Genomic DNA, 16907 nt, shown 5'->3' with positions numbered 1-16907 from the left:
CCAATTCGTCTGCTAGTACAATATCTATTTCCCCCTTTTCTGTTTTGATGCTGGTAACTCCGCATACATAGCATCAAACAATCCGGTCAGGAATTTCTTATTATTCACTTCCTCTACCAACAGCATCCTCTTTGCTCCATCATATGGCAATTCATACGGAGCTGCCGGCATATACCGGACAGCTGATTTTACTGGTTTCACGAGTAATCTATCATCATAGATGCCACCTACGATTTTGCCTCGATAATAAAGAATAAATTCTCCCATCATGGTGCGATATATGATTTCTTCCAATTCAGATAACTGTCCTAAAATATACTCTAAGTATTCATTGTTTGAAGCCATAATTTCTCCTTAAACAGGAATTGATCGTGCTCTGTCTTTCGCTAATGCAACTCCATTTTACTGTGCAAACATAAGTTATGCCCGTCTCAAGATTCGCTTTATATCATCCAGATTTTCAACAAAAAAGATTCCCTCCTGTCGCTCGTTAGAAGATAATCCTTTTTCAATCATATGATTTAGAAGTGCTTTCAAATCATCGTAGTAACCGTTCAGGTTGTAGAGAATGCAGGGTGCCTCCAGATGTTTCAAAGACACATTCGACATTACCTCTGCAATTTCCTCCAATGTTCCCGTGCCGCCCGGGAAGGCAATAAAGGCTTCTCCTAACTCAATCATTTTGTTTTTTCTCTCAGACATATCCTTAGTCACAATCAGTTTTGTCAGTCCATCATGTTGAAACTCATTTTCAATAAAAAAATTCGGCTCAACACCCGTAACATCACCGCCTGCCTTCAATACACTGTCTGCCAATGCTCCCATTAAACCACCTTTAGAACCACCGTAAACAAGTGCATTTCCACTGTTTCCAATCCATGCCCCCAATTCCTCAACTGCTTTTCGTAAGCATGGGTCATTTCCTTCGTTTGCCCCAAGATAAACTGTTATATTCATTAAAAATTTCCTCCTACAACTTTCGATTGAGATTTCACCTGTTTTAAGAGATTTAATAACTGTTATATTTTGTTATCAAATTCTCTGGAAGCCATTGAAAACACTGGATTTTTCGCAGGTGAACTTCCCCTTATTGTTTCCCTTGTGTTATATCGTTCCATCAGTGTTTACGGACTCTGGTAAGGGAAAAAGCAAGGGAAACAAAATCATATAACACAGTATAACACAGAATGAAACTGACATGGTGAACTGATTGAAATGCTTCTGAATTTCTTATTTTGATTAATTGATTTGAAGGAGACACGATATGAATATTATTTACGCAGAATACAATATGTACCGGAATAGCATAGATATTTACACCTGTGCCAGATATATGCTCCGTATTGACTACCACAAGGCAGAAGATGGTATTAAAACTACACCATGCTCTCAGTGTGCATTAAATGCTCTTGCTATTGATTAACCTCTTGAATATGCAAAACTATATCTGGATGGAACTATGCAGATATGGGTAGACGCAGAAGACTCTATTGAACTTTAAGTACACTAAGGGACTGCTACTCTAACAATTAAAAAAGTGCAAGAGCAACAGCCCCTTTGTATTTTTACAAGTTTCGACCTAAAAAACAATTATTTCACATTCGCATTATACAAGTCCATAAAATAAGAATCTGTATGTAGTAGTTCTTCAAAAGTACCTTGTCCAACAATCCTCCCTTCTTTAAAGAGAATAATTCTGTCAAAACCTGCAATGGAATTTAATCTATGTGCAATGGCAATGACAGTTTTATCTTTCATTTTTTGCATAACTGATTTCATTACATTTTCTTCTGTTAAATTATCCATTGCAGATGTTGCTTCATCCAAAATGACAAGTTCGGAGTCTTCAAACCACAAGCGAGCTAATGCAAGTCTTTGTTTTTCTCCACCCGATAAACAAGTACCTTTCTCACCAATTTCAGTATTTAAACCTTCCGCAAGATTTTCAACTAAATGAGATAGTTGCACTTCACTCAATGCCTCCAGCATTTGTTCTTCTGACACTTGTTTCTCAAATACCAGATTTTCTTTTATTGTTCCGTCAAAAACAGGGGCATCCTGTGATAGATAACTAACTCTATCATACAGATTATTAAGACAAATTTCTTTTAACTCCATGTCTCCTAAGCGGACTTCTCCCTGATTATATTTTAGCAACCCTAATAAAATCTTAATCAAGGTCGATTTTCCGGAACCACTTTCTCCTACAAAAGCTATTTTTTCTCCCTTTTGTATTGACAGGCTCAAGCCATCAATAATTTTTCGTTCCTCGTATTGGAATGATAAATTTCTTATTGCAATTTTTCCAACATTTGTATTTATTGCGTTACCGTTTCTTAATTGAATATCGTCTTTTAAGCCTAAAAATTCCTCAAATCTCTTATACGACGCCTTGTCCAATTTATATTGGACATAAAGTACATTAAAAATGGCAATTGGCGTATAAGCATTTTCAATCAGTGCAATTAGTGCAACCACAGAACCTACTGTAAGGTTTTTCGTTTTCCATGCATAAAAAAGAATACCAATATCTAACATTGCCACAAGTAGTGCAAATATTGTGAAGAATGCTTCATGAATCATATTCATTTTTACTTTTGATGAAACAATATCCTCTTTTGCATTACAAGTCTTCTTTATTTCACTCGGGAACTGTTTACTCATACGAAATACCAACATTTCCATATAGCCTCTGACCAAATAGTGATTTAATAGTTCTTCACTATTCAAAATCTTTTCTTTTATTTTGTAAAGAAACTTTAATAGAATGTTGGTTATTATAAAAATAAACGTATAGCCTACAAACAGTACATAAGTGACTTTTTCATCTATTTTCCAAATAAAGTATATACTAAAACCAATGGTAGGAAGTAAGTCTCGAATCAAACGCAACCAGAAATTGAATAATACATTTCTTCCTGCTGTTGAACCATTCTCAATCCTTTGAACAAGTTTGCCTGTACCTATTTTCTGGTATTCTGTATAATCAATTGTGCTTATTTTTCTAAGGGACAAAAGCTTAAAATCCAGATAAATACCATGTTCCAATTTCTTTTCAGGATAATTATCCAAATAATTCATACAATAATTTACCAGCAAAATAAAACCATATGTTGCAACTCCTGCAAATGCAAGTGTTCTATCAGCCAATCCATCAATGACCTTTTGGAAATAGTCAGCCTTGTAATTAGCCATAAATGCATTAAATATACCTAGCCCAATGTAGACTAATACCCATATTCTGTTTTTCTTTAATATTTCTTTTATATAACGCATAACTGTACTCCTTTATAGATTGTATTTCAAGCATCATGGCAGTACAGTCAACGACTACTGGCAAGTTTCTTTTAACCTCAGCACAATCTGCCAACAGTTTACATCAACTGTACTGAGTAGTTATCTCGGATAATTTTCATATCGTTCTCACCTCTTCCTAAAAATTTTCTATTATTATATCATGCTAAGTTCCAATATTCTATCGTAAGTGTCTTTAAATTCTCAAGCGGCTGTGTTACTGCGGAAGTACCTGTACCTGCTGCAAAACAAGTAGTGCTCATAAGCATTACTCCCATAAGTGCCCCAGATAATGCCGGAACGAATCTCTTCTTAAAGTGAATGAATCTGTTCTTCATGCCTTTCTCCTCCATCTGATTATTGTTTGTCGTAATAATCTGTTCTTTTCTCATGTCGTTTATCTCCTTTTCGATAAAAAAATAAGCCAGCAGGGATAATCCATAACCGGCTGTTAAAAGTTACTCTATATGATCAGGCAATGCCTGTTGTAATGATTAAATCGGGCTTTTCTCGATGTGATATGCTTCAACCACCTCCTTTCAAGGTGCAAAAAAGCACCTTAACCTTTACTGGCTAAAGTGCTTGTATTAGTTTAATATTAAATTGTTGTGAGTCAGACAAACTTGAATTTATTGGGTTCTTTACATAGATTAAATATCAATTTATAAATCAAACTCGTCTTCTATCTTTTCCTGTTCGTCTATAATATTCCTACTTTGAAAAATAAAATAAGCCGCTAGGGAGCAAAAATTACTCCTTAACGGCTATGTAAAATCATTCAATATTCAATTATTAAAAGCAACATGAAACTGAAAGTTTCACTTTCTCCACATAACTAAAAATCATTTGTCAATTTCCTTATCATACACCTTTTTCGAATATATAACTGCTACAACCGCTGCTAATAATAAATAAATCAACATAAATATTGTCCCAGTCATTCCACTTGTATATATAGATGTAATGATAGTCAATAGACCGGTAACCATAATACATATTGCACCAAAGCGATTACTCTTTCTCCACGTATCGTCATTATGCATACTCCAAACGGTTCGAAGTCCTACTACCGCATTTCGTTTTGCTTTTGTCATAAAATTTCCTAATACAATAAACAGAATGCCACATAAAATACAGGAAACTTTTGCAATATCAATAGTAGCCTGAGAACTACCCGTATTTGCTTGTATCCATGAAGAGTAAAGAATAAAACAGTGCATAATACCGAACATTATAGCCTGCGAAAGTCCTACAACACACAATACTTTTGCAGAAGATTTTGCTTCCATTTGTTCCTTTTCAGTTTTTGCTGTTATTGATTTTTTTTCAAATACATTGATTAGCAAATACCAAAATAGTGTAATAAACAAAATTATTATCGGAAAAATAAGACTTTCTGTTTTACTTCCCCATCTGTCAGTATTTCCCTCCAAATCATGATGCATAGGTATAACATCCGGCATAAACTGTAGTACCACACTTGTGACTACAACTGGAATCATTGCTACTATCCACATTATTTTTTTCATCTCTTTTTTCCTCCAAACTGATTAACCCATATAATTAATTCATCAAAAACTGTAGTATTGATTTCATAATAAACAAAGTTTTTTTCTTTATATTCAGATACTAAATCGGCACTCTTTAATAGTTTCAAATGATAAGAAAGTGCCGCTGGTGTAATTTGCAATTCTTCCGCAATCTCTCCAGCATTTAATCGTCCATTCTTTAGCATAGTAAGAATATCTCTTCTTTGACTGTCTGCTAACACTTTAAAAATATTTGTTTCTCCCATATCTCTTACCTATTTAAAATTTTCTTTAAATAGATATTAACACGCCTTTCTTTAATTTACAAGAAGTATTTAAAAATATTTTTAAATAGAAAAAACACGCTGAAAAACCAACGTGTCCATTCTATCGATATAAAAAGCAAATAATTAACCAGCTGTTAATTTCAAATTTTCTTAACCTTATTTGGCTAAAGTGCTTGTATTAGTTTGATATTAAATTGTCGTGAGTCAGACAAACTGAAATTTGGAACGTGCTTTATAAATTTTTTCCGATCCCCTCAAGTTCGTTCATGGAATCCTTGTTTTTTTCAAGTTCACCTCTGGCTGTTGCGTAATATGATTTTTTGAAAAGCATATCCCATGAAAGATATTTTGCCATACAGTCAAACTGCTTGTCAATCAGCTCATACTGGATACTGTCTACGGGAGAACCGCCTACAACAATCGTGCCAACTTTTTTATTTTTTAACTGCAATCCACGGCAGTAGCACTTATCAATGATAAGTTTCAATTGTGCTGACATTCCCCACCAATAAACTGGTGTAGCAAAAAGAATCATATCTGCGGCAGCAATTTTATCAATTGTAGGATTTGTATCATCCTTATCGACGCATCCCTTAGAGCATTGACAGACACCACATCCCTTGCATGGTGCAATGTTGAGTTTGTCAGGTTCAATGATTTCAATTTCATTCTTTTCTGATGCTCCTTTTATAAATGCATTGATTGCTGTCAGCGTGTTTCCTTTTCTGGCACTTCCATTAATGATTACAATTTTCATGCTTGTATCCTCCAACTTCCAATTGTTTTAATTCTTCTCAGTTCCACCTTCTTGCCCTTCGGACAAGAAGTATCCTCCGCTCAAAGAGCTCGGTCAATTCAAATCTTCTATTGCTTTCAGCCTCTGCTGAAGACTGAAAGTTACCTTCGCTTTACTATTTCTAATAGTTTTCTCACATAATCATCTGCGTGGTTTATTGAAAACTCTCCATGATACATATTAGGAAGAACTTGTATAAAACTATCCTGCAATTTTTCATGAATGATTTTAGCAGATTTTTTCATTGATTGCTTTTCTTTTTCTCCAACATAAATTTGAACGGTTGCTTCACACTCTCCAATGCCATCTTTTAGTGAATATACTGAGTTTTCCTGTAAAAAGGCAATCATATCACTCTTTCTAATAGCACAAGTATCTTTGTAATATTCATCAAACAAATTCGACTTTATTCGTAGTGATTTGAATTGCAATTTTGAAAACCACTTATACTTTATTAAGCCATAGCAACTTCCAAACGCCGGTTTAATCATAGAATATGTAAATTTTGAAGGTATCACAAGTACACTTTCCACTATTGCATACTTACATATATCTTTGCGTTGAGATAAAATTTCAAGCAAAATCTGCCCTCCAAGCGATAGTCCTCCCATCATTAAAACAGAACCGCCCAATTTGCTATTTACAAATTCTATAATATCCAAAGCATTATTCTCTATCGTTGTAAACTGCTTATCACATCCTGCATGACCATCTAATATAGGCAAAACCACATGATAATCTGTTTGAAGTCTTTCAGCAACCTCTTTGTAATTCCACCATGATAAACCGCCTCCGTGTAAGAGGATAATTACATCGCTGTTTTCTTTTCCATATTCTACATAATTCAACCTCTTTCACCTCGCTGTAAACTTCCGATTTATCTTTTTCTTTCTGAAAATGGGCAATTCCGAACCGGAACTGCCCATATATTTTGAAAATTATGCGATTTTTAAGGCTCTGCACCGTTTCAAGCACCATTTGGTGTAAATTTGGTGTATTTGTGTATTTTCAGAGCTTTTTCACAAATGAAATACATCCCGTTTTGTAGGGTAAAACGGTACTTCTTAATAGAGCTTTGCACCTGCCGGTATATGGTCATCAACCATGAGAAGATGAAGTTCTTCATCCTCTGAATCTTTAAGGTTGTTTACTGCTGAAAGTAACATACCACAAGATTCAATTCCCATCATTGCTCTTGGCGGAAGGTTTGTAATAGCAATCAATGTCTTTCCAACAAGTTCTTCCGGCTCATAGAAAGCATGGATTCCGCTAAGAATTGTACGGTCTGTGCCTGTTCCATCATCAAGTGTGAACTGTAACAGCTTCTTAGACTTAGGTACTGCAACACACTCTTTTACCTTAACAGCTCTGAAATCAGATTTTGAGAATGTATCAAAATCAACTGTTTCCTCAAACAATGGCTCAATCTTCACATTGGAGAAATCAATCTTCTCAGCAGCTTTTTCTGCAACTGCAGGAGCTGCTTCGGAAGTCTTATTTGCCTTCTTGTCAGCGTCTAATGACTTCATCGTCGGGAGCTTTTTCGCTCCTGCTGTAAAGAGCTGTAAGATGATTTACATTTCTTTAAATCATTACAATATTTTCTTTAGCAAGCTGTACTAAAATAACCAAATTTGCAGTCTTTTTTGGTCATATATTAGTCATATTAAATTTTTTTGGTCAATTGCCTAGTCCTCAAATCAGAGGACTCTTTTCTATATTATATCGTTGTTTCTAAAATACATCCATGTTCTTGGCAAGTTTCTCCAAAGCCTCTCTAGTAACCTCTGGATTTGCCTCCGCATAAATGTTCATGGTTGTGCTGACATCAGCATGTCCCATTACTTCTTGAATAACTTTTACATTGGTTTCGTTCTCACAAAACCTCGAAGCAAATGTGTGTCTAAAAATGTGACATGAAAACCTGGGCAACATTATAGGTTCTCTCTTCTTTTTCTTTGCCTCTACCTCTTCTTCGGCATTGTGAGTATCAACGATTCTCTTGATTGCACGATTTACTGCCTGCGGATTATGTGGATTTCCAAACCGATTAGTAAATATAAAGTTTGTCATTCCATCAACCTCTGCAACACAAAAACCTTCTTCCTGCTGACGCTGATATTCAGACTTGAGCACTTCATACACCGGTCCCATCATTGGAATTGTCCTTATTCCTGCTTCTGTTTTAGGTTCTGAAACCCGAAACTCACACTTAAATGAATTGTCAGATCTTGTGTAATAAGTAAGACTATGGTTAATATTGATTGTTCGTTTCTTCATATCAACATCGTCCCATCTGATGCCTATTGCCTCACCGATTCTGCATCCAGTTCCAAGCAGAAATACAAAAAACGGATACCAATGGAAGAAAAACGGATTCTTTGCAACATAATCAATAAATTCTCTCTGTTGCTCTACTGTCAGTGCTCTTCGACTCTTTCTAGCACCACCGTTTCTTTTTTTCACCTCGGCATAAGCTCCATTTACAGGATTTCTTCTTATAATATCATCTCGTACTGCCAGCTCAAATGTAGGTCGCAATACAGTATTGATACTCTCCAAAGTATTTACCTGCAATCCCTTGTTCGTAATCAAATCCGTATAGAAAAATAAGACATCAGAATACTTCACATCCTTAATCTTTTTCTTTCCGAACGTATCCCTGATAAAATGATCCCATGTATATAAGTAATTTGCTTTTGTAGTGCTTCGCAACTCCGTCTTGGTAGAAATATATCTATCAAACAAAAAATTTACATCTGCACTTCCAGCAACATATACATTTAACCCGTCCATCTGGTCACGAACAAGTTCGTCTTCTTTCTGCCTAAGTGTTACAAGAGATTTCGCATATATCGTCCTTTTTTTCCCTAATGGATCAGTATAAATATATGAATACCTGCCATCAGTTTTACGATAATGCTCTCCTTTTCGTAATACTCTTCCTTTACCATCTTTTCTACAAGCCATCTTTTCTCCTTTCTCAAAAAGAAAAGAGCCTGCATTACTTCTGGTCAGCCATTAGTTTCTCTAACACTGCCATTTTAACTACTTGCGTCATAGTCATGTTATGATTTTTGGTGTATTCAAGCAGCAATTCATGTTCTTCACCATTCAGTCTGATTGTAATCCTCTTATCAGCAGGATTTTCAGCTTTTGGTCGTCCCATCTTTGCCAATATATCACCTCCATCTGAACATAGTATACTTTATGTCAGACATAAAGTCAAGTATATTAATGCAAACTCTTTCATATTCTTTTCAATTTATTTGTAGAATTCCTCGTCTTCTATATGAAATGTCTCCAGATATTCATTAAGAATATCAACGTTCACAAGCACCAGTCTATTCATCTTATAACATGCTTTCGCATCCTTACAGGAAATAGTTTTCGGAAAAGTTCAATACCAAGAAGCGATGTGAGCTTATCAAAAACATGAAGTACACTTTGATGAGACTTATCCGGCAAAAGAAAAATCAACATGAAATTGGTGTCTCTAAATAGAATAGTCAGAAGTACCTTTCCACTATTTCGGGCACCGATTACGGTATCCATTTCAACAATCGGGAGTTTCGGATTTTGTTCCATGAAGGAAGTGAAATCAGTGTAAGTACGTCCTTTTCGATACTGATAATCGAACTTCATAAGAACCTCATGAGAATGTCGCTGCTTATAACGAACCTTTTTGGGAAGATCAATATTCCTTACCCGGAAAGCACTCTGGTCGATGTAGTTGTAGATAGTCTTTTTGGAAAGCCTGATTTCATCGGAATGAGTGGCAAATATGTGGTTGATGGATTGTCCTTTATTAACCAGCGGCATTAGTAAATCATTTAGTTCCAATAACCGTTCAGGACTGGTACGAATGCCTTTCCTTGATGAACTTAATTCTTTGACGTATTCAGCGTGCGCCCGATGAGCAGTGTAGTAGGCATGGTTTCTTTTGCATGTCTTCTCATTTGGACAACGAGTGCAAACATAAGGCGGTTTATCCAGCAAAGGACAATGTGCAGAAATGTACTGTGAACATAAGCTTTTACAGTCGAATTCCGTACATGTTTTGCAGCGATGGGAACAAGTGTAAATTGATTCCTGATCGCATATGTTTCTGCGTAAGCAAGAACGATAATTAATGCAGTCATTCGATGTATACCGGAAACCGTTAACAAAGCAACGGTGGTTCTTAATCTCGCGAGAGATTGTGGTTGCTGAGCGGTTCAGTCTTTTAGCAATAAAAGAGAAAGACATATCCTGGGCGAGATATTTTTCAATAATTGCCCGGTCAGTTAAAGTGAGATGTTTACTCATAGGTCTGCTCCTTTCTGGTCAGACAGCATATGAGTATTATCCTATAAAAAACAAGATTTGTAAAAGTAAACGCACGATTGTAAGAGTAAAAGTAGGCAATTTCTGGCGTTAAATTTTACAATTAAAGCATTGCCGATAAAATTGCAAGTCCTTTTTATCGGACACATTATTTTGCATAATGACAATAAGAAAATATCTATAGAACTGAAAGAAGGGATTTTTATGGCGGTTACCAATAATATCAGAGAAATCCGGGAGCAGCGTGGCATTTACCAGAACGACCTTGCCGCTGCTATCGGATACAGCACCAAAACTGTCGGCAGGATAGAGCGTGGGGACAGTACCCCATCTGCCGAATTTATGCTGCAGATATCAAAGTACTTTAATATGCTGGTGGAAGATGTATTCCATGTGGAAGATTGAGTCGGAGCAGCAATTTTTTTGATTCTCCTCGTATGCCTTGTAATTCTTTTTGCGTGTTTCTGCTACTCTCATTCTGACACAGATAGAAGATGCCATATCCAAGAAGCCCCGCCACAGAAAAAACAAATATCACCGCTAATAAAAGTTGCAGAGTCAGGCATTTCCATTTCCATTCCCATACACGCCTTCTGCTTTGATTCCGTCTGTGTCTTTTCTTTCGCCTCTTCCGCAGCGTACACTCCCTGTTGTGTTTTCTTTGAAGAAAAGGCGGACATACATGCCCGCCTTCTCCATGGTTATTTTCTCGTTTTATTTTTTAACTATCGTTTCTATGAATTCAAATTTTCTCTGCGTTTCTTTACGGTAATAATCAATCCCGTTCCGGAAAGAATTGATAGTATAAACAGCCATACACTCGGTGTGTTGTCTCCGGTTTTAGGTGCAGTCACATCCTTCTTATCAGTTCCACTCGATGGCTTGTCATCAGAGGAATTGCTATTGTTATTATCATTCTGGTTGTTATTACTGTTATCAGAGATATTTGCTTTGGTGGTAAATGTGGTGCTTGCAGAACCATCCGTCCAAAGGATTTCAACTGTATGGTTTCCTGCCGAAAGTGTATTCAGGTAGGAAGCTTTCAGTGTGATAATGGTAGAGCCTTCCTTTGCAGTGTAGTTGCTCTTGTCTATCAAATTTCCGTCCACCTTAACTCCGGTAAACTTGGAGAAGTCTCCGTTACCCCGGATGGTGATATTATCATCACTGTCATGCGTCCAACTACTGTTTGCTCCATCAATAATCTGATAGGTGTTATTCGGTATGTCAGGATTATCGGAACCGCCCGCATCCTGTACGGTCAATGTTGCAGAATTACTCTCTACGTTTCCTGCGCTGTTTGAAACAACACACTTATACTTAAATCCGTTGCAGCTTATATTGACTGTGGATGTGGTATAGCTCGTTGCCGTTGCACCGTCAATGTTTACCCATCCTTTCCCATCATTTCTGTCTATCTGCCACTGATAGGTAAGATCTGTACCGCTTGCTGCTATGGTAAAGGACGCAGTCTCACCTACCTTCACTGTCGCATTTCCAGGCTGTGTGGTTATGCTTGGTGCAATCACATCCGGCACATCCGGTGTCTGGCTTTCCTGTTTAAAGGTAACTTCTATGGTGTGATCAGTATTCACATCACTAAAGGTGTAGCTTGTGGTTGCTGTCACTTCCGAACCATCCACCTTTACGTCCGCAATATAATATCCTTCGTTCGCCTTGATTGTATATGTAAGCTGACCTGCGGCAGATACCGTTGTCGTGCCACCGGGAGAGATTGTTCCACCGATACCTGCCGTTGCGGTAATCTTGTAGCTTGCTGTACCGCTCGGAGGCGTTATCGGCGCTGTATCCGCCGTAAAACTCCAACTTCCACGGAATACCACGGTTGTGCCGTTTAGGTTGCCGGCATCCCAGCCCGAAAAAGCCCATGTGCCGTTTTTACCATCCTTTTGTGCCTGAATGCGTGTTGTGGAGGTATATTTCTTATCCACAGCCGCCTTCGCCTGTTGCACACTCGAATAGGAGCTGCTATTTAGCGGCAGCGTTGCGCCTGTCGGGAATACAGAGCCCCAATTGTATTGCACCGTATAATTTTTTGTCACCGGCGGCTCGGGGCGTTCCTCAGACCTTTTATAAATATAACGAATCGTCATACCACTGTTCGGGACAGCATTTTCCATCCCCTCCGCTTTAACAAAAGTGTAGCCGTGCAGTTCCTGCGGCGGCTGCCAATCAACCTTTTTGCCTACCGGAACAGTAAAGGTAGTCGGCATGGTGTTTGGAACATCTGTGCCATCCTCCAGCTGATATTGGATGGTGACATTGACATAGTGCTGCTGCTCCGTATCATCATCAGCCAATACCTCGCCTGTCGCATGATCTACAATCTCAAAGCCGATGGTATCGCCGGATTGCAGAATGGCATTCTCCGGAATCGTGTAAACCAGAGAGCAGTTGACAAGGCCGGAATTAAAGTCGCTGCCCTCGTAATCCAACGCACCCTTTGTCCAGAATTTGCTTTTCTCTTTCCAAACAGGGATGTCAAACTCCTGCGTAGTGAAAACCTGCTCCCCATCTGTCGTGACCGCTTTTTCGCCGTTGGAATGTTCCACCCACAGGCGCAGGGTCACAGTCTTCGCTTGGGTATTCGAAAGATTTTGTATAATGGTGCGCAGCTCAACCTGCTGCCCCTTCATGCTGCTATAATCAAAGCTGTTTTTACTGCCGCCGCTTAATAGACGGCTATTCCTGTCATTTTGATAGCTCGCATATGCGGAGGAATTCGCTGCCTCAAAGGCAGAAGGATCTTTTGTGGGATTTCTGTAACCGCCGATATACTTTTTCACCTCAGGAACAGCCACATAAAGCGCAGGGGGATTTGTAATGAGCTGACTCATGACCTTTATGCCCTGTAGCTTGCACACATCGCAAAAATCATTCTGAAAGGTCTCTCGCATCAGACAATCCCTGCTGGAATTATAGGTATAAGGATAGTAGTCAAGATGCGGGCAGGTATAGGTATTACGGAAGCCAAGCAGCTGCTTCCACTTCACTTTCGTGGGATCTTTTGTTGCAGTCATATTCAGTGATGTAGTGTAATTCCACTCATCTACAGGAACAGTGCTATAATTATATTCATCTCCCAGATGGAACAGACCGTGTCCCAGTTCATGCCGCTGGGTAAACGCAGAATATGCGTTTCTCGCTGACGCAACAATATAGTGAATACCATATTGTTTATTATCATGAGAGCCACCGAAATACTCACCGCTATTCGCCAACACAACGAATTGGTTGATATTTTCATACACATAATCATACTGTCTATAATTATGATCCATCGTGTTTTCGTTTGGATGCGTTTCATTAGGAATATGTGCGTCATGAATCTTCTCGATAAACGCAGGGCCTATGATGCGCTCCAAAACATGGTTGCGCCAGTTCCCTTTGTTAGTAGAAATTCCTCCTTTGGCGGTCGCAGCAAAAAATGTGCTGGTACCGCCATAGCCATCCACCGATGCCGTGCAGAGTGCATAGACATTAAAGCGATCCGCCATGCTGCGATATGGCTCTATCTGCAATACCTCCCCCCACAGCTTTTTTACATCCTCGACAAACTGCTTTTGCTGGCTTTTGGTGTAGCCCTCGGCGCAGTACACAATCACCATGTTCTCCTTATCGCTGCGAGGCTTCTGGATTGTATACACCGGTACGGTTACATTTGCATATGCAGGATCCTCAGTGTAGAGGGTACTCATCTCCAGCTGTAGATACTCATCCGTGTTCACATTCCAGTCACCATTCACATCCTCTCGCACAGCGCCGGATATGCCAATGCTGTCATCCGGCGCATCCGGTGCGGAAACAACATAGGGGTCCTGTGCGCTCTGTCCTGTGCCGGATGATACGGTGTAATTTTCCGTATTCAGATAGAAGGCAGGACGAACGCCGTAATATCCCTTATAGGGTGCGTCACGCAAAATATTCCCTTGAGGGGTCACAAATCGCATATCATGGTTACAGGTTGTAATCGGTGTACGCAGCCAATAGTTCCATGCTACACCGCTTCTGTTTTTTGCGATATGGTAGCCGTTCAGGTTATCATTAACCGTTTTGAGCTGCTGAACATCCAGCAGAAAAACTCTATCCCAAATATATTCATAATGGGCACTGTCATACCCATCCGCTACCGTATCAATTGTGGTGTTATAGGGAAGATCAACACCGGCTGCGTCGATATAACCTGCCGTATACTCCGGATGGGAAACGATAGAACGCTGCTTCACCGTTCGAATCGCTCCCAGCTCATCCGAACGAAAGCTGCGAAGGAAGCCCTCCTTTTGGTCATATGCTGCCGTTTTAGGATAGACAGAATCCTCTGTTGGCGGATTTCCGCAAAGCCATTTCACTTTTCCTGCTTCAGCGTTGGAATTGAGCCAAGAACGTATGTTGCTGTCTCTCCAGTGGTTAGAACCAAAATTATCTCTCCAGCTATTGCGCCGGTGCGAGCCTGTTTCGGCATTTTTGTTGGTTTTTGCATCATAGGGCATGTAATCACACAATACTCTATCCGAAAGCATCAATGGCCCATTGCTATCCTTCGCTACACAACGCCACACAATTGGCACTCCCCCATAAGTACCCATCTGAATGTAGTCACCAATTTCGATGGTTGGCTTGTTATCTGCCGCCCTAACCTGCAAAGGGCATAGCACCAAAATTACCGCAAGCAGCAGAGATACCGTTCGTTTGCCATATTTATGTTTGATAATATTCATAAAGTCCTCCTTTTGTCATTCTCTCCTGAGCGTCATTCACGGTCAGTAGGCTTCTACCCCCCCCCATTTTTGACATATGTCAATTTATACAATTGCTGCATCATCGATATTCACCTCATTTCTACTTGAGTTATTGCAAAAAATAGGTCTTTCTGCGATAACCCCTTGTGCCAAATGCTGAAACACCTTCATAAAGATGTAATAGCTTATTTATTTTAGAAAAGTATCCGACAAAAAACTCTACACTTCCGACAAAAAATATATATATTTCTCAAACCATATCATGGCGATGTACATTTGTCAATGATGTGACACCTCAAGATCACCACAGTCCTGATACTTCTTATACATGTCATTGATATAAATCGTAGGCGAAATATTCCTGCCTTCCTCTCGTAAGATGATGCCATCAAGAGTCACATTCACCTTTTCCACGGGTTCTGCCACAAGCTCCATTCCTTTGAACTTCTCAGGCATATAATCCATAAACTTTTCTTTTACTACTTCCTTAAAAATCTCGTAATTCATCATATTACGGTTCCTCCTTAATCTAAATTGTCATACAAAATCCCTTCATCCTCGGGATTTTTGTGTTCTCTGTAACTGTTGTCTTCTTCGATTCCCATATCAAAAGTGGTATGAGATTTTCTTTTCTTTCTGTAATAATTCTTGAGAAACATGCACTTTCTACAGTCCTCACAGAATAATTCTTCCGGCGGAATGCCAAGTGCCTTTGCAATCCTGTTCAACGTTCCCGTCCTTGGAACTCTTGAACCATTTTCGTATTGGGCAATTCTTACATCACCTCTATTTTCAAAACCACTTTTCTCGCCCAGTTCCCTGAGTGTCATTTTTTGTCGTTTTCTGTAATATCTGATTCTTTCTCCTACCACTGTTTGTCCTCCAAATCAAAAAAAGCAGGGAACATAAGTCACTGGCTTACATTCCCCGCAAGGTTAATTGTTACTGTTTATTCTTTTTCTTTCTTCCACGAAGTCCTACTCCAACACCTGTAATAAGTGCAAGTGCACCAATTCCAAGATAAAGAAGCGGATTTGCATTGTCGCCTGTCTGTGGAAGCTTAGGCTCTGTCGGTACATTGATAAGCTTAAGAGTTGTTACAACAACATCCGGTGCATTGTCATCGTATCGAAGAGTTACATCGTGAGCTGTCTCATCGAGGATATATCCGTCAGCTGCTTTTGTCTCAACTACTGTATAATGGATATCTTCCTTGAATGATTCATCCTCGTTGTAAGTACAGATAGGAAGCTCCTTGCTCTCTGCATGACCATTCTTGTCAGTAGTGAGTGTGTCAAGCACCTTTCCGTCCTTATCTCTTACTTCAAATACAACACCATCGATCGGCTTTCCGGTTACTTTGTCAGTTTTCTCAATGACAATCTTTCCGACTGCCTGCTCGTCCTTCATGGATACCTTCTGGATTTCTGCTGTCTCCTTTAGCTATATATTCAGTTTCCTCAACACTAAATCCATATGCATGAGCCACCTCTTCGACCCTTATGTATCTTTTTATTACCTCCCCACCATGAAGATAAGCCCTAATATCCGGCTGTAATTGTGTTACCATCCTTTTCACCTACTTATAAAATTCATCATCAACTATATGGAATGTCTCAATGTACTCATCAAATATTTTTAAATTCACAAGTACTAACTGTCCTAACTTATAGATTGCTTTGGCATCCTTAGCCATTTGCATAAACTTTGATACGCTCATATGATACATTTCTGCTCCTTCGCTATATCTTACAAACTTTGTATTACCATTCTTCTTAAATTCCTGATATGCCTTTGTGTGTTCCATGCTATTCTCCTTTCGGTATTTCAATTGTTCCTATAACGCAAAAAGAGGACATCTTCTAAATTTCTTTAGAAAATGTCCTCTAAGTAATACAATCTTTAATTTTTCAGA

At 38.8% G+C, this 16907-nt stretch carries 19 protein-coding genes and 3 pseudogenes; 2 read left to right on the top strand and 20 right to left on the bottom strand.

The features are described 5' to 3' along the window. Positions 1-24: 24 nt before the first annotated feature. Entirely contained in the window at positions 25-345 is a 321-nt protein-coding gene (locus H8S01_RS05275; RefSeq protein ID WP_186836439.1) for a TfoX/Sxy family protein, read from the bottom strand. Positions 346-420: 75 nt separating this feature from the next. Next, positions 421-957 carry a TIGR00730 family Rossman fold protein gene (locus H8S01_RS05270; protein ID WP_118544327.1) on the bottom strand — a complete coding sequence of 179 codons (537 nt, stop codon included), beginning with the start codon at positions 955-957 and terminating at the stop codon, positions 421-423. A 307-nt stretch (positions 958-1264) separates the two neighbouring features. Between H8S01_RS05270 and H8S01_RS05265 the strand changes: the two are divergent. Then, positions 1265-1501, top strand: a pseudogene (locus tag H8S01_RS05265) (DUF6061 family protein). A gap of 89 nt (positions 1502-1590) precedes the next feature. Here the strand turns inward: H8S01_RS05265 and H8S01_RS05260 are convergent. The 11 genes and pseudogenes from H8S01_RS05260 to H8S01_RS05215 all read right to left on the bottom strand — a co-directional run bounded on the left by H8S01_RS05260 (position 1591) and on the right by H8S01_RS05215 (position 10214). Beyond that, complete coding sequence (locus H8S01_RS05260; RefSeq protein WP_186836437.1) at positions 1591-3276, bottom strand: ABC transporter ATP-binding protein; 1686 nt, start codon at positions 3274-3276, stop codon at positions 1591-1593. A 200-nt stretch (positions 3277-3476) separates the two neighbouring features. After that, positions 3477-3686, bottom strand: a pseudogene (locus tag H8S01_RS05255) (electron transporter RnfA); the annotation flags it as partial. Between the two features lie 450 nt (positions 3687-4136). Continuing rightward, entirely contained in the window at positions 4137-4823 is a 687-nt protein-coding gene (locus tag H8S01_RS05250; RefSeq protein ID WP_186836436.1) for an SdpI family protein, read from the bottom strand. After that, positions 4820-5089 carry an autorepressor SdpR family transcription factor gene (locus tag H8S01_RS05245; RefSeq protein ID WP_186836435.1) on the bottom strand — a complete coding sequence of 90 codons (270 nt, stop codon included), beginning with the start codon at positions 5087-5089 and terminating at the stop codon, positions 4820-4822. Before H8S01_RS05245 ends, H8S01_RS05250 begins: the two co-directional genes overlap by 4 nt. Positions 5090-5342: 253 nt before the next feature. Next, entirely contained in the window at positions 5343-5867 is a 525-nt protein-coding gene (locus H8S01_RS05240) for a flavodoxin family protein (RefSeq protein ID WP_118009480.1), read from the bottom strand. 140 nt (positions 5868-6007) lie between these two features. After that, entirely contained in the window at positions 6008-6754 is a 747-nt protein-coding gene (locus H8S01_RS05235; protein ID WP_005342006.1) for an alpha/beta hydrolase, read from the bottom strand. 216 nt (positions 6755-6970) lie between these two features. Further along, positions 6971-7435 carry a methionine--tRNA ligase subunit beta gene (locus H8S01_RS05230; RefSeq protein WP_186836434.1) on the bottom strand — a complete coding sequence of 155 codons (465 nt, stop codon included), beginning with the start codon at positions 7433-7435 and terminating at the stop codon, positions 6971-6973. A 205-nt stretch (positions 7436-7640) separates the two neighbouring features. Continuing rightward, a complete protein-coding gene (locus H8S01_RS05225; protein ID WP_118257480.1) occupies positions 7641-8876 on the bottom strand; it encodes a site-specific integrase in 1236 nt (411 codons plus the stop codon). A 34-nt stretch (positions 8877-8910) separates the two neighbouring features. Then, complete coding sequence (locus H8S01_RS05220; RefSeq protein ID WP_227081569.1) at positions 8911-9075, bottom strand: DUF6290 family protein; 165 nt, start codon at positions 9073-9075, stop codon at positions 8911-8913. Between the two features lie 96 nt (positions 9076-9171). Then, a complete protein-coding gene (locus tag H8S01_RS14015; protein ID WP_420323499.1) occupies positions 9172-9258 on the bottom strand; it encodes a hypothetical protein in 87 nt (28 codons plus the stop codon). Next, on the bottom strand, positions 9255-10214 hold the full coding sequence (locus H8S01_RS05215) for a helix-turn-helix domain-containing protein (protein ID WP_119211510.1): 960 nt from the start codon (positions 10212-10214) through the stop codon (positions 9255-9257). Before H8S01_RS05215 ends, H8S01_RS14015 begins: the two co-directional genes overlap by 4 nt. A 222-nt stretch (positions 10215-10436) precedes the next feature. Between H8S01_RS05215 and H8S01_RS05210 the strand changes: the two genes are divergently transcribed. Further along, the gene (locus H8S01_RS05210; RefSeq protein ID WP_055286837.1) at positions 10437-10637 is read left to right on the top strand and encodes a helix-turn-helix transcriptional regulator; all 201 of its coding nucleotides are present in this window, start codon (positions 10437-10439) and stop codon (positions 10635-10637) included. Positions 10638-10790: 153 nt separating this feature from the next. Here H8S01_RS05210 and H8S01_RS05205 read toward each other — a convergent pair whose 3' ends face one another. The 7 genes and pseudogenes from H8S01_RS05205 to H8S01_RS05175 all read right to left on the bottom strand — a co-directional run bounded on the left by H8S01_RS05205 (position 10791) and on the right by H8S01_RS05175 (position 16799). Then, positions 10791-10931, bottom strand: coding sequence for a hypothetical protein (locus H8S01_RS05205; protein ID WP_156327317.1), 141 nt, complete (start codon positions 10929-10931; stop codon positions 10791-10793). A gap of 35 nt (positions 10932-10966) precedes the next feature. After that, positions 10967-14971 (bottom strand): M64 family metallopeptidase, encoded by a 4005-nt coding sequence (locus H8S01_RS05200; protein ID WP_186836433.1) that lies wholly within the window; start codon positions 14969-14971, stop codon positions 10967-10969. 315 nt (positions 14972-15286) lie between these two features. Beyond that, positions 15287-15502 (bottom strand): annotated as a pseudogene (locus H8S01_RS05195) (DUF5688 family protein); the annotation flags it as partial. Positions 15503-15516: 14 nt separating this feature from the next. Further along, positions 15517-15864: a helix-turn-helix domain-containing protein gene (locus H8S01_RS05190; RefSeq protein ID WP_055306798.1), complete on the bottom strand. Its 348-nt coding sequence runs from the start codon at positions 15862-15864 to the stop codon at positions 15517-15519. A gap of 70 nt (positions 15865-15934) precedes the next feature. Continuing rightward, on the bottom strand, positions 15935-16402 hold the full coding sequence (locus H8S01_RS05185; protein ID WP_243204219.1) for a SpaA isopeptide-forming pilin-related protein: 468 nt from the start codon (positions 16400-16402) through the stop codon (positions 15935-15937). Then, a complete protein-coding gene (locus H8S01_RS05180; RefSeq protein WP_186836432.1) occupies positions 16365-16562 on the bottom strand; it encodes a hypothetical protein in 198 nt (65 codons plus the stop codon). The genes H8S01_RS05185 and H8S01_RS05180 overlap by 38 nt, the downstream gene beginning before the upstream one ends. 9 nt (positions 16563-16571) lie before the next feature. Beyond that, positions 16572-16799, bottom strand: a complete 228-nt coding sequence (locus H8S01_RS05175; RefSeq protein ID WP_022377868.1) for a DUF6462 family protein — start codon at positions 16797-16799, stop codon at positions 16572-16574. Positions 16800-16907 lie beyond the last annotated feature (108 nt).

The sequence above is a fragment of the Lachnospira hominis (ex Liu et al. 2021) genome (genome assembly GCF_014287955.1).
GTDB classification, from domain to species: domain Bacteria; phylum Bacillota; class Clostridia; order Lachnospirales; family Lachnospiraceae; genus Lachnospira; species Lachnospira hominis.
The sequence above is the reverse complement of the archived record's forward strand: the minus strand, read 5'-3'. Positions and strand labels throughout refer to the sequence as shown.